We start from the raw sequence: 13085 nt of genomic DNA, 5'->3' as shown, positions 1-13085 counted from the left end.
GTCATCACCGGGTGCTGTTCGAACGCCGGCTCAGGAACAAGCGGGTTGCCTGTCCATGAAATCAGTCGGCAAACGCGACTGCTGATGCGCCAGCCCTTATCAGTACGGACCAGTACATCGTCATACCAGCCACGGCCAACCCAGTCAGGACCGCCCACTGCTGAGTCGCGCGAAAGGAGCCAATCGCCATACGTCAGTGCATAGGCCGCGTCGCCGTCAACGTGAACGCAAGAACCCGTCATCGTGTGCATGTGATTGGTCAGCGTTTCGTGAAAGTCCTTGAAGGCGAACTTCAGCGCACCCACAGACTTCCAGACAGCCCCTGCGGGCCCGAAGTCAGCATGGGCATCCTCGGTAAATACGTCGTCCAGCAAGTCCCAAGCGTGACCGTCAAGCGCAACGCCATAGAGGTTGATGACTTCAATAATTTCAGATTTATCTTGAGTAACACTCATTTAAAACTCTCCGGTTTGTCAGAGTAAGAAAAACCGCATCCAAATGGCTTCTTTTATACAAATTACTAACTACTTGCAGTACTCAATGACTTCCAGGATGTTGTCGAAGGGGTCTTTGAACGTCAGGATTTTAAATTTTCCGCCAGTTGGAGCGATGACAATTTGCGGCTCGCAAAGGAAAACGATGTCACCACGCGTCTTCAGCTTCTCATGGATGGCATCGGTACTGTCAACACCGAAAGCCATACGGTTGATACCGGCATGGTTCAAGGGCGCCGAGGATGCTTTATTGACGACAGTTTTAGGCGACACAAACTCGATCAGATCGATAACAGTCGCATTTTCCTTGTCTTTGCCGACAAGGTGGTCAGCATGAATTTCAATTATTTGATTAGGAAAGCCGAGTATTTCACCGGGCGCCTTTTCGTGGCGCAGTTTACCGATAGATTCAAGCCCGAGCACGCCACAGTAAAACTCAAGTGCCGCATCGATATCGGCAACGGTGATACATACGTGAAACAAACGATTGATATAGCGATCCATGATCTTTCCTTTATTTTAGGTTGTGTGAAAAATTAAACTTATGCCCATATTGAATAGGCAAGCAATCCAGTATTAAAGCTGCAAAGTTATTGCTGCTAAATACCCTGCAACGGACTCTCTTTCACCAGTAGAAAAGCGACCAGGGCAACTAGACTAGGAGCTGCCATGCAAACCAGGATGATCGGCACACTGGTTCCCGCAGCAAGCATGAGGCCAGCTATGGCGGGCCCAATGATGGGACCGACCCGGCCAATGGCGTAAACCACGCCCATCGCGGATGAACGAAAGCTCATGGGATATAGCGACCCGACGTAGGGTAATAAAATGCATGTGGCTCCCATTGCAGCAAATCCGGCAAAGAACATGCAGATCAACGCGGCAACCGGATCTTGAATGACGCCAATCAGTGATATCGAAACAAACAGAATGGGCATGTAAATGGCAAACACTTTCTTGTAACCCATTCTGCCTGACAGCCACCCGGCCAACGGCGTGGATATGAAATTGCTGCAGGTGAATACAAAGATGAAACTGACACCTGTGGTTAGCGAGTACCCTCGCTGAACCATCAATTGCACAATCCAGGTTGTCAGGGTGACGGCAACCATCATGATGCAGAGCATTCCCATACCCAAAAACAGCGTGTTGCGCGCATATCCGTCTTGAAACAGCCGTTTCAGAGGCACCTTGGAAGCAGACGGCTCATTCAGAATGTAGTCATGGTTGATGGCGAAAACAAACCTTGGATCAGCCTTCATTAATATCTTACGAACGCGTTCATTTTTGCCCTTTTTAACCAAAATCGACATCGACTCAGGCAACCACCCAAAAGCAATGGGGACCAGCACGATGCCAACGATGGTCCCGAGCAATATCGCCCTCCATCCGACAGTGGACAGTAAAGCGATCGAAACCAGCGCAGATAACAGAACACCCACTGAGATGCCCGTATAGGAGATACTGGAAACCATCGCCTTCCACTTGCCTGGCGTATATTCGAACACCAGCGCCACAGCAATCGGGACGATGCCGGCTAGACCAAAACCAGCGATGAAGCGGTAGATCGCGAAATCGACGACTCCCTGAGCCAGGCCGCAGGCTGCAGTAAATATAATGAAGACAGTCATGCCGATGAGCATCATCCGCTTGCGGCCAATTGCATCGGCCGCCACGCCAAAGATGATGGCGCCGCCTACGGCGCCAATATGCCCAACGCTAGCCAAAATCCCGGCCTCGGCAGGGCCCATTTTCATATCGGCCATAATTACCGGAAGCAACGTACCGAATAGCGCGCTGTCGATACCGTCAAATACAATCGCAAGAAAGCAGATCATCGCCACTTGCAAGCTGAAAGAGTTGAATTTTCCACCGTCAATGACTTGCGTGACGTTGACTTGAGGTCTGCCCGCTATTTGCGCGCTCATTAAATTAGTCATGGCATGCATCTCTCGTACACCAATTTGTCAGTATGACTAGGGGTGATGGAAGCTGATCCTTCAGCCTGGGCCGCGGCATCGGTTGCCTCGACGATTGAGCCTTCAGGTGCGCTGGGCAACAGAAAACGCGCCAGGGCAGGTATCAATACCAACGCACCGAGCATGTTCCACAAGAACATGAATGCCAGCAGCAGTCCCATGTCAGCCTGAAACTTGATGCTGGAGAAATGCCAGGTCGCGACCGCTGCCGCCAGGGTTACACCGGTCAGCAGCACCACCCGGCCGGTGAACTGCAAAGCGGTGGCGTAGGCCTGTTTCAAAGTGGCACCTGCGCGCATGCGTGCCAGGGTCACGCTCAGCACATACAGCGCGTAATCCACCCCTATGCCCACGCCAAGCGCAATCACCGGCAGGGTCGCAACCTTTATGCCCATCCCCAGGCCCACCATTAATGCCTCGGCCAAAATGGACGTGAGCATCAGCGGCAGCATGGCCACCAGCACCGCCCGCCAAGAGCGGAAGGTGATGAAGCACAGCAGCGCCACCGCCCCATAGACCATGAACAACATCTGATACCAGGCCTTGTGCACCACGATGTTGGTGGTGGCGTCGATCCCCGCCGAGCCGGCCGCCAGCAGGAAGGTAGCGTCCTTGTCATTGTTTTTCTTGGCGAAGCGTTCGACAAGGTCGACCACCTGCTGCAGGGTCTCGGCGCGGTGGTCACGCAGGTAGGCGTACACCGTCAGCAGGTTGCATTCTTCGTTGTACAGTTCACGCGGCGCCCTGGCGGTAATGGTGTTGAGCATGTTCTGGTTGCTCGGCAAGTCGTACCACAGCGGACTACCCTCGCTCATACCCACCATCAGGCGCCGTTGCAGCCGCGCAATAGATTGAGTGGACTCCACACCGGGTAGATCCATCAGCTCCCATTCGAGCTGGTCGACCCGGCGCAGCACATCGTACTGACTGCAGTTGCCCTCGGATGTTTTGACCATGATGGCGAAGAGGTCATTGCTGGCACCGTAGTTATTCGTCAGATAGCTCACGTCGCGGTTGTAACGCGAGTCTGCTTGCAGTTCCGGAGCTCCGGGGTCGAGGTCTCCGACCTTCAACTGGGTGCCGACGGCAACGCCCACCACCGCCAGAACCGCCGCCGTGGCTATCGCCAGCGTGGCGCGTCGTGTCTCGGTGAAGCGGACCAGCCAGATAAAGAAGGCACTGCTCTCCCCGGCCGCGGTGGCCGATTCCCGGCGCACTGCCCTCTCGGCTGCTTTACGGCTCACACCCACGTAGCTCAAGAGCACGGGCAGCAGAATCAGGTTGGAAATCACCAGCACCAACACGCCCAGGCTGGCGGCGATGGCCAGTTCGCGGATGACTGGGATGTCGATCATCAGCAGCACCGCAAAGCCTACGGCGTCAGCCAGCAGCGCGGTCAGGCCGGCCAGGAACAGGCGCCTGAAGGTGTAGCGGGCCGCGACATAGCGGTGCGTTCCGCGCCCGATGTCCTGCAGGATGCCGTTCATTTTCTGGGCGCCATGGCTAATACCAATGGCGAAGATGAGGAAGGGCACCAGCATGGAATAGGGGTTCAGCGAATACCCCAGCAACGGCAGCAAGCCTAGCTGCCACAGCACGCCGGTCAACGAGGTAATCACCACCAGTGAAGTGCTGATCACGTCGCGATTGTACAAAAACACCATCCCTGCACAGATGACCAAAGCGATGAAGAAGAAGCCGATCACCTCATGCATGCCATCCATGAGGTCGCCGGACAGCTTGGCAAATCCGGTGATGTGAATGGCCACCTCGTCATTGCTGTACTTGGCGCGGATCTGTTCCAACTGCTTGGACAGGTCTGCGTAGTCCAGCGGCTTGCCGGAAGTATCATGCTCCAACAGCGGCACCTGGATCACGCTGGAGCCGCCGTTAACCGCAATCAATTGCCCTATTTCGCCCGAGCGCTGCACGTTCATGCGCAGCTCCTCAATCTTGGCAGGCGAGCCGTCATAGTGCGGCGGGATAACCTGTCCGCCGTCCAGGCCTTCCGCGGTCACCGCTGTCCAGCGGACGTTGGGTGTCCACAGTGACTTCATGAACGCCCGGTCCACACCCGGCAACATGAAAACAGCGTCGTTGATCTGGCGCAGCGTCTCTAGATAGCTCGCGGTGTAGACGTTGCCCTTGCGTGCTTCTATCGCGATGCGCACCGAGTTACCCAGGCCGGTGAGTTCTTTCTTGTGTTCCAGGTAATTCGTGATGTACGGGTGGCTCGTCGGAATAGTCTTTTCAAAGCTGGAATTGAGCTTGAGGCTCAACGCGCTGACGCCGAGCATGATCGTGACCAACGCGCACAGCAGCAGCACCAAGATGCGGTGGTTGAAAACGGCGCGTTCGAGCCGGGAGCCCGAGCGCGGATCAAAGTCTTCGAGCCGGCAGGCCGTGTTCGAGGGTGGTGTCACAGTGGTCATGTCGTTGGACTCGTTGTGTGGTGCGTCGCGTGATCGTGGAAATGGGTGTCGTCAGCCAAGCCTGGCAACCCCGGCCAGGCTGGTTGCAACAAGACCACCGTCCGCGGTTTGAACCAGCGAGGTCAGAGGCTCGCGCCGTGGGAGCTGCTGCTCGGTGAAGTGAACACCACCGTCATGGCTTACAAGGAGTCGTCCGCCTTCGGCCAACAGCATCACCCCACCATCGTGCAGTTCGACGCAAGACAGAATCGTCAATGGCGCCGGCAACTGGATCGAAGCAACGGTTGTGCTGCCCGGATCGATGCGGCAAGCAGCACCCAACAGGCCGGCGCACACAAACCCTCCCTTTTGCGTGGGCGTGGCGGTGAACAAGGTGCGTTCGGAAGGCGAAGTCAGAGATTCGTAGCTATTGCCATCGTCGATGCTGCGCATCAGCACCCCCTGTTCTCCGGCAACCACCCAAGTCTTGTCATGGCGGGCAATCGAGTACAGGTGAAAACTCATGGGATTGGGCAGGCGATTCCGGCAAGGCGTCCATGTCTTGCCGCCGTCGTCAGTGGCAGCGGCCAAGCCGAAAGCGCCAACCACCATCCCGCGTTGAGCGTCGGCAAAGCAAATCGATAGCAAGGGCTTGTCTGCGCCGTCATCCACCAGACGCTGGGCCTCCTGGATGCTGCGTTCGCGGTCGGCGTCGGTGTCAGGCAAGCCCTGGGCCTGGGCCAGGGATGCCTTGGCGAGAGCCACCCCATCGGTCTGTACAGCCCAGTTTTCACCCCCGTCAGAGGTATGAAGAACAACACCACTGTGGCCAGCGATCCAACCCTCACGGGCATCGGCGAAGCTCGCCGATGTCAGGGTCACGCTGACCGGCACGCGGGCCTGGCGCCACTGTAGTCCACCGTCGTCAGAGAGCACGACCAGGCCGCGCTCACCCATCGCCACCAGCCGATCACCGGCCAGAACCACCCGGGTCAGAACAGCATGTGCGGCCCGGAGAGTCATAGCGGCAGGTTGGTCCAGCGGCCCGATCAAGGCTGCTGCGGCGGACGCTGCGGTGGGGGTCAGCAAGGCCTGCAGACCCAGGCCCATCCCCACTAGCAACAGCCGACGACGCGACCCATCGAAGCCTTCATTGTTGTTGTTATTGTTATTGTTATTCATACTTATCTCATCAGGGTTCAAAGTGCAGCGAGATACAGTTTTAACGTACGCCTTCTCCAGAAAGCGCTTCAGGGGTGAAGAGCCGGAGAGGCAAGTCGGCCTTTAAGTCGACTTGTGTTTTTTGAGGGAAATAAGCGGTCGCGAAGTAACCACCGCCGATCAGGTCGTAGGACATGTAGCCTGCCACGATCGTGCCTGGCCCCCCTGGGAACACTGTTGGAAAGTTAAAAGTCACCTTCCAGATTTTCCCCTGAGCGTCATAACGCTCGCCGGCGACAGCGATCCAGGTGTCTTCATCAAGATACAAACGCAGGTGTGGAACCACATGACGCTGGTCTTGCTTGAGCGTGGCCTCTACCACCCACACCCGATGCTTCTCGAATCGCAAGAAATCAGGATTCACGGTGCCTGCCGTCATCAACTGATCGAGTGACGCCGCCTGGTGGTAACTGTTGGTGTTGTACGGCACGTAAATTTCACGCTTGCCTTCCAGCTTCCAGTCATAACGACCGATGGAATTGGAGTACACCTCAGTCTCGTCAAAGTTGAGGATGCCGCCGGCTACCGGGCTAGGCACGTCGCAGCAGGTCAGCGGCAGACGGCGAACACGTCGCTGGCCGGTCAGGTACGTCCAGGTTTTGGACTCGTTGTCATCGATATTGACACGCTGGAGCGTAATCTCGCCGGCGTGGATGGGTGGGCCGGACGCGTCAACCCGCACGAACTTTATGTTGGAACCAGCGGCTTTCCAACTTTCCAGATTGCCTTTTGGGTCGTAGTACGGAAACGTGCTCCTGGCGACGTTCTGCGATACCGGGATAATTTTGCCCTCCGGGGTTATGCGCGCCAGGCTAGGCGTCGTTGTGTAGCCGGGGGTGGTCCATCTCAGCAGATGGTTCCAGATGGCCTCTTCGCCAGTCTTCGGGATCGGGAACGGGATGCCGCCGTAGGCGTCCTTGGGGAAAGGACCGAGTACGCCACTAGGATCGATCGTTGCACGGGTGGCGTTCGCAAAGGTGTTGTCATAGACCCATTGGGGAGCCGCCGCGGTACGCCGGGTTGGGAAAACCTCAACCTTGAAGTTCGAGAACTTCTCCAACAGAGCGACAGTGCCGTCGGTCAGGTTGTCCGCATACTGCTTTTCGTTATGCGCCGTGATGGTGAACAGCGGCTTGTCCTTAGCGAACAGGTCTGGAATCGCCGGCGAGGTGTACGAAGCATCAAACGGATAGCCTCCGTCCCACGCTGGAATTGTTCCATCCTTGTTGGCGGCACGTTCTGCGCCCATCGGGGTCAGCGTGGACTTGAGTTGGGCTGCTTCTTGAGCCGTAACAGCGGCCTGGGCCATCGGCGCCACCAGTGCGGCGCACGCCAAGGCCAACAGGGTCAAGCGAGTGGAAATGGTCATGTCATTGTCCCTTAAAAGGTGCGCTTCAGCGATACTGAGACGAAATCACGATCTTTCAACGTCTGGGCGAAGGTGTACGTGCCGTTTAAGCTGGGATTTGTGGACGAATACGTGCCGGTGTCTTCTGCGCCGTAGTAGTGGGTGTAGGCCATGGTGAAGTCCCAAACGGTCAGGTAGTTGCCTGCCAGCATGAAGGTCATGTCCCCGCCCTTGTTAGGCCCCATGATCACCACGGGTGACTTGCCGTGGTTGTAGCCCGCGGTGACGGATGGCGTAAGGTCCAGGCCGTCCATCACGTTGCGCTGCGGTATCGCATATAAAAAACGCATGGCTTCCGCGCGTCGATCCAGGCCTGGGTCCATGGCACTGCAGTTGCTGGTGCAACTGGTCAGCTGGTTATAGGCCACTTCCATGCTGAACGACGGTTCGTCGGACATGAAGTTGCGCGGCATCGTCCAAATCATGTTCACGTTGGCATGGGCCGTATTGCCGATGGCATAAAACGTGTGGTGGTTGTTGTCCGCCTCAGCAGTCCCAACAGCCACCGGCAGGCTGGTCAGTGGCGTATCGCGACGTACAGAGATTTCACCGGCGTAGTTGACCGAACCCACAGTAGTGGTGGCACTGACACCAAACGCCTTAACGTCCTCCGGATAAACCCACTGATAGAACCCCGCCTCGGCGCCGGGAATGCCGGTCGGTCCAGGTCGGGAATAAAGCGTAGGCGTCTTGGCGTTGTAACGGATAGCATAGAGGCCAAGTCCCCACTCGCCCAACTGAGAGCGCAAGCCCAAACCATACTGGCCATGATCGCTGCCTTTGATATCTGAAGCGCGCGCCAAACCATTGGGTACACCGGGCGCGAAGAGGATACGCTCGCCGCCTTCGCCCAAGAAGTCATTTGCCGAAAAGTAGCTGCCGGCTGCGGGCAGGCGGGTAGCCTCCCAATCATATTGGTAGTAACCAATCAGGGTCAGCGCTGGCGAAAACTGGATTTGGCCCGAGAATTGGCCCACCGGCATGATGATTTCTTTGGTGGTCGATCCTGGCACCGAGGACGCCTTGATCGCATCCACCGGAGACTGAGTGCCGGCAATGGCGTTGGAGCCGAAGAACAGGCTCTCGCCCCAAAGCACCGAATGCCTACCCAAGCGGCCGCTTACGCGGGCTGTGCCGACGTCCGCGCCACCGAAGACGAACGCGTCCAGAAGCTCAGCCTTGCGGCCTTCCAGATCGCGCGTGTCATGGGTAAATTCGTTGTGCGGCACCGACAGCGAGTTGTTGGTCCCCGGCGAGTTGTTGTCGTTATCGTGGTTATAGACGTCGTCATACCAGGCTGCCGCGCTGACGCGCGCGCCGAAATCGTTGCGATAGGTCACGTCCATCTCGGACAACAAATCGAATCGATTAGAGGTGAGACTACCGCGCTTGAAGTTAAGGTCGCCGTCGTTACCGTTAAGCGCCGCGGGGCCGGCTCCGCCACCCGCAGGAGGGGGAGCGTTCTGGCTGAGTTTGTCATCCTGGCCGCCGACACGCATGCCTGCGGAGTACTTGACCGTGTTATCCCAGCGCAAGTTGATGTCGGGATTGCCCACATCGATCGGCGCGGCCAATGAGTAGCCAGCCGTCATAAGACTGGTGGCGACAACCACGGATCGAATGCTTTGGCGGTACAACTTGTCTTGCGGCACTGCAAATCTTATTTTTATTATTTGCATCATTCTTACCTAGAGAGATTGTGTGACGCATGAACTCCGATTGCTGAACTGCCCAGTAACATGAACATCGGCCAGTTAGAACGACCTACAAGAAATGCCTCCCATGACTTGTGTGGTACCGGCTTAAATTCATGGACGAGCGGATCGTAGTGCTGACAACACAGAGTTCCAGCTTGAAAGTTTGATTCCCTATACTCACTCAGCCCTGACTGTGCATCTGTGTTGGCCCGAGTATATGCAGCCACTTTCCAGCGCGGATAATGATAAATCCCGCTGCACCGCAGCCGGATATTTGATGGTAAAGCGAGCGCTCTGGTTATCCGGGTGGCGGGAGCAATGACCCGGCTTTTCGACCGAGAACGCGCGATCATCCATACGCCCGATTAACCCAAAGAGGGCATCAGTACGATTGGAAAAACCGCCGCTGGAATGGATGCCGACACCTACGTGCCCAGTGCGCTGTTGCAACGCATTAAGACTGGGCGTAGCTCACACGTGGAGGTGTTGACCGAGTGGATGAGAGTGACGGGAAGCGCGCTCAGGGCGCCGTAACAATGTCGCCGCCGGAGGCCAGGTGCATTGCCATTCTGTCGAACAGAAGCTTGACCCGCGTCAGTTCCAGTCGCGCAGCCGGCACCATAATTTTCACCCAGCGTTCTACCAACGAGAACTCCTCCAGCACAGGAGCAAGTTCCCCGGCCTGCAGGGCATCGGCAACAATCGGCAGTGCCAGCTGGACAATCCCATGGCCATCGCGGGCGGCCGCGCACAGATAGCCTTCATCATTGGTGATGAGGACGGGGCGCACGTCCACTTCTATGCGCCCCTCTGGCGAGTTGAACCCCCAGATGGAACCGGCTATGGAAAACGTGAGACAGGGGTGATTGATCAGGTCGCGGGGATGCAGCAGCGCATCACACCTGGAGAGATAGGCAGGGGCCGCGCACATCAGCCGGGGAAAGGGCCGTATAACCTGCTCTACGACGTCTGAATAGGCCATTTGATCCATCCCAACCGAGATATCGAAGCCCTCCTCCGCTGGATTGCCCCCCCTGTCAGACGCAATGATTTCCAGTTGGATCAGCGGGTTCTCGGCGCGGTATGTGGTGAATAGATCACCAAGGCCCTGGCGGATAAGAACGGCTGGGGCCTTGACCCTGATCGGGCCTTCGATGCTGCCGGGGCTCAAAATCGCACCGCTGGCCATGTCGTTGTAAGACCGGAGCAGTTGTCGTGCATGGATAAGGTAGCTTTGACCCGTATCGGTCAGCGTCAATCGCCGGGTTGAGCGGTCGAAGAAGATCGTCTTGAAATCCCACTCGAGCTCGTCAACCCGCTTCATGATGACCGAGGGTGAGGTATACAAAGTGCGCGCGGCGGCTGAGAAATTACCGGTGTCGGCGGTCACGACGAAAGCCTTCAACTTCAACAGCATGTCCATTGTGCAGCGCCCAGTATTAGGTGATGAGTTCAGACTCGACGGCGCGACGAATTTCGACCTTCGACCATAGGCGGTCGTGGTGCGCCTGACAACTTGGACCTAACGAGCCGATTCCATTGAGCACACACCAGTGCTCGAGATAGAAAAGTGCAAAGTCCGCGATGGTCATTGTCTCGAATAACCAGTCTTTGCCGTTGATCTGTCGTTCTGCCCGGTCGAGACCGGCCTGGAATATTTTCAGGCCCTGCGCCCTTACAGCCGCGTGGTCTGATTCGCTCGGCGTGAATTTCTCCGGCCGGCGAGCGCGAGTGTAGCCTTGCATGTGCACGGTAGATACCAAATATTCGAGCATTTCCAACACGCGAATCTCGCCTTCGATATCCGTCGGGATCAGCTCTCTTTCGGGATTCGTGCGGGCGAGATAGAGCGCGATCACTGGAAACTCGGTGAGCAGCGATCCGTCATCGCGAATCAGCGCCGGGACTTTGCCCTTGGGATTGATCTGCGTGTACGCCTCGAACTCCGGCGTTCCCGGACGGGCCGCCTTCTCGATCTCGAACGGCTGGCCAATTTCAGCGAGCAAGGCATGAATTCCGATCTGGCAGGCACCCGGCAAAAAATACAGTTTCATAAAACGCTCCATAAGTGATGGGGGGATGGAGGGATGGGGACGGTGGTTGCTACACGATGAACGTTTCCAAGACACCGATACCGTCCACGCCCGCTTCCACCCGATCGCCAGGCTTGAGATACCAATCGTGTGGATCGGGCTTGTGGTGCAATGCGACGCCTTCGGGCGTACCCGTGCTGATCAGATCGCCGGGGACCAGGCCGAAACGCGACCAGAACTCCACCATTTCCGGAAAACCAAAGATCAGATCGCGACAGTCGGAGTGCTGGCGCAATTGCCCATTGACCTTCAGCCACAGCACCAAGCCATCGGGATCCGGCACGTCGTCTGCAGTAAGAATGTAGGGGCCGATCGGTCCAAAGCCAGGGAAGTTTTTCCCCAGCATAATCATGCCGTTCTGCATTTCGCGAAGCTGCCACTCCCGCGCCGACAGGTCGTTGAAAATGGTGTAGCCGAAGATCGCGCTGGCAGGATCGATGTCGCTGCGCGCATCAATCGCCTTGCCCAACACCAGGGCGATCTCGACTTCGTAGTCGAAATCGAGCACGTCGTCGGGCCGCTTCACCTGGCTTTTGTGGGGGACCAAGGTGCGCCCGAGCTTAACGAAGCCGGTCGGGAAGTCACTGTGCAGCTTGCTGGCGTTGGCGGTATCGCCCTTCATCGACTCCATCTTGTGCCGCCCGAAGTTGCGGCCTGCGCAGAACATCGACCTCGCTGGCACAGGCGTCAACCACTCAACGCAGCTCGGGTCATCCATCCAGATGGGGTCCTGGCGATCCGCTGCCCAAGTGAGCAACTCTCGTGTGGCGTCCATCGCCGCTGCGCCGCCCTCGATCAGGGCCATTGCCGACACGGGTGTGCCTGGGCCGCCACGGACAGCGGCAGCCTTGGCCACATCAACGAGCAGCTCACGGCCCGACACGGAGCTGACGATCCCGAGCCGCTCGGGCCCCGCAGTAGATTGATAGCGTGCGATTTTCATGCGTCGAGCCTTGCCAGCAGGTGCTTGAGCAGTTGCACTTCGCTCGGGTCCAGATTGCCCTGAACATCAGCCTCGCTCGACTTGCGGATGGCGATCAGTTCCAGGACCGCAAGACGGCCCTCAGGGGTCAAGCGGATAGCCACGGGTCCTTCGCTTGAGTCGACCTCGTGTAGCAACCCACGTTCGATGAGCTTCTGCACAATTGCCGAGGAAATCCCCTGACCGCGGACTTTTTCGCTGCGCGCAACGATCTCCGGCACGCACAGGCCGTCCTCACGGCCAATGATGCTAAGCACCGCGTACTCTTCGGCCGTCCACTGCCGGGATTGAAGTTTTTCAATCACGGTCTGCCGGGTCTGGAAGTAGGCGTTGGAGACCTGATACAGCAAATCATCGGGTGTGAGGTTGCTGAACTCATCAGCCGAGGTAACAGTTTGTTTAGGCAACAACATTCCATAGCGCCCGCCGTGGAAGACCAGGGGCTTGCGCGCAGAATGACTGAAATCGACAATCTCGCCGACGAAGATGACGTGATCCCCACCCTCGTATTGATACGCCAGCTTGCAGGCGAACCGGGCCATGCACTCCTTCAGCATCGGGATACCGTCCGGTCCGCGATCAAGCGCAAGCCCCTCGAACCGGTCGATGCCCTTGCTCGCAAAGCGCCCCGAAAGTGCCTCCTGATCCGCCGAGAGGATATGCACGGCAAAATGCCCGCTGTTGCGAAAAGCATCCATATTCAAGGATGTCCGCGCCAGGCTCCAGAGCACCATCGGTGGGTCCAGCGACACCGAGGAAAAGCTGTTGGCGGTCAAACCGATGTCCACGCCGCCTGGCCC

Annotated in this window: 11 protein-coding genes; all 11 read right to left on the bottom strand. The window is 57.4% G+C overall.

Features of this window, described 5'->3' with window-relative positions; genetic code table 11:
* Window positions 1-455, bottom strand: a 455-nt coding sequence (locus M0974_RS15150) for a nuclear transport factor 2 family protein (protein WP_297838176.1), incomplete at its 3' end; no start/stop codon positions are given.
* 69 nt (window positions 456-524) lie between these two features.
* Window positions 525-998 carry a VOC family protein gene (locus tag M0974_RS15145; RefSeq protein WP_297838173.1) on the bottom strand — a complete coding sequence of 158 codons (474 nt, stop codon included), beginning with the start codon at window positions 996-998 and terminating at the stop codon, window positions 525-527.
* Window positions 999-1093: 95 nt separating this feature from the next.
* Complete coding sequence (locus tag M0974_RS15140; RefSeq protein ID WP_297838171.1) at window positions 1094-2434, bottom strand: MFS transporter; 1341 nt, start codon at window positions 2432-2434, stop codon at window positions 1094-1096.
* On the bottom strand, window positions 2431-4905 hold the full coding sequence (locus tag M0974_RS15135; RefSeq protein ID WP_297838168.1) for an MMPL family transporter: 2475 nt from the start codon (window positions 4903-4905) through the stop codon (window positions 2431-2433). Before M0974_RS15135 ends, M0974_RS15140 begins: the two co-directional genes overlap by 4 nt.
* A 51-nt stretch (window positions 4906-4956) precedes the next feature.
* On the bottom strand, window positions 4957-6066 hold the full coding sequence (locus M0974_RS15130; RefSeq protein ID WP_297838166.1) for a YCF48-related protein: 1110 nt from the start codon (window positions 6064-6066) through the stop codon (window positions 4957-4959).
* A 40-nt stretch (window positions 6067-6106) separates the two neighbouring features.
* Entirely contained in the window at window positions 6107-7474 is a 1368-nt protein-coding gene (locus M0974_RS15125) for a DUF1329 domain-containing protein (protein ID WP_297838165.1), read from the bottom strand.
* Between the two features lie 11 nt (window positions 7475-7485).
* The gene (locus M0974_RS15120; RefSeq protein WP_297838163.1) at window positions 7486-9165 is read right to left on the bottom strand and encodes a DUF1302 family protein; all 1680 of its coding nucleotides are present in this window, start codon (window positions 9163-9165) and stop codon (window positions 7486-7488) included.
* 565 nt (window positions 9166-9730) lie between these two features.
* Window positions 9731-10633 carry a LysR family transcriptional regulator gene (locus tag M0974_RS15115; RefSeq protein ID WP_297838162.1) on the bottom strand — a complete coding sequence of 301 codons (903 nt, stop codon included), beginning with the start codon at window positions 10631-10633 and terminating at the stop codon, window positions 9731-9733.
* Window positions 10634-10649: 16 nt separating this feature from the next.
* Window positions 10650-11264 (bottom strand): glutathione S-transferase N-terminal domain-containing protein, encoded by a 615-nt coding sequence (locus M0974_RS15110; RefSeq protein WP_297838160.1) that lies wholly within the window; start codon window positions 11262-11264, stop codon window positions 10650-10652.
* Between the two features lie 49 nt (window positions 11265-11313).
* On the bottom strand, window positions 11314-12246 hold the full coding sequence (locus M0974_RS15105; RefSeq protein ID WP_297838157.1) for a fumarylacetoacetate hydrolase family protein: 933 nt from the start codon (window positions 12244-12246) through the stop codon (window positions 11314-11316).
* Window positions 12243-13085: flavin reductase (locus tag M0974_RS15100; RefSeq protein WP_297838154.1), on the bottom strand; the 843-nt coding region annotated here is incomplete at its 5' end. The genes M0974_RS15105 and M0974_RS15100, both read right to left, overlap by 4 nt.

The sequence above is a fragment of the Pseudomonas sp. genome, from assembly GCF_026224925.1.
In the GTDB taxonomy this organism is placed as follows: Bacteria; Pseudomonadota; Gammaproteobacteria; order Pseudomonadales; family Pseudomonadaceae; genus Aquipseudomonas.
This window is presented reverse-complemented; position numbering and strand designations above follow the sequence as displayed.